The organism is Candidatus Symbiopectobacterium sp. NZEC135 (genome assembly GCF_025962695.1).
This window is the reverse complement of the sequence record NZ_JAGFPF010001180.1, coordinates 1-671: the sequence shown is the minus strand read 5'-3', so window position 1 is coordinate 671 and position 671 is coordinate 1. Positions and strand designations below refer to the sequence as shown.

Sequence of the window (671 nt, the reverse complement as noted above, 5' to 3'; positions counted from 1 at the left end):
CACACCAAGATGAAGCACCATTTCTATCAGCTGTCGAGTTACCATTATTAATAAACCAGGTATTCACTGAGAAGGTGTAGGTCAGCGCCGGCCCGCCAGCCTTTGGTGTTGCCTTAATAGTGACCGGCGTTGAATTACCTTTCGCAGTGATACTGATATTTCCATTGGAATCTACCGTGGTCCATGCATTGCCACCGTTGTCCCAAAGATAATCGCTTGCAGCACCTGTCACCTTTAATGAGAATCTTGCACCTTTGAAGCCCGTTTTTGGAAAGCCATCGGTGATAGTAAACGTCGCGTTAGTGGCAGACACATTAATGAACTTGCCCACAAACGTAGAGGTCTGCACCGATGTAGTTGCATCATTCACCGTTGCCGTGACCTGATTGTCGCCAGCAACCAGACTGGTCAGCCCGCTGGTTGCCACGCCGTTTGCATCCGTCTGCACCGCCGCGTTCGTCACTGTCGCGCTACCGCTGGTTACCGCAAAGGTTACGGTGGCATTCGCAACCGGTTTGCCTTGTCCATTTTTCACTATCGCACGCAGTGCATTGCTGTTGATGCCATCAGCGAGCGCACCGCTGGCCACCGTAAAGTCGCCGTCAGCGATGGTATTCCCGAGCACAAAGACAGAGCTTTTTTCCCACGTAGTATGGTTTCTCACCGTCGCA

1 protein-coding gene is annotated in these 671 nt (G+C 51.7%); it reads right to left on the bottom strand.

Features of this window, described 5'->3' with window-relative positions; all coding sequences use genetic code 11:
• On the bottom strand, positions 1 to 671 hold a 671-nt coding region (locus J5224_RS33195; protein ID WP_264629154.1), incomplete at both ends, for an Ig-like domain-containing protein.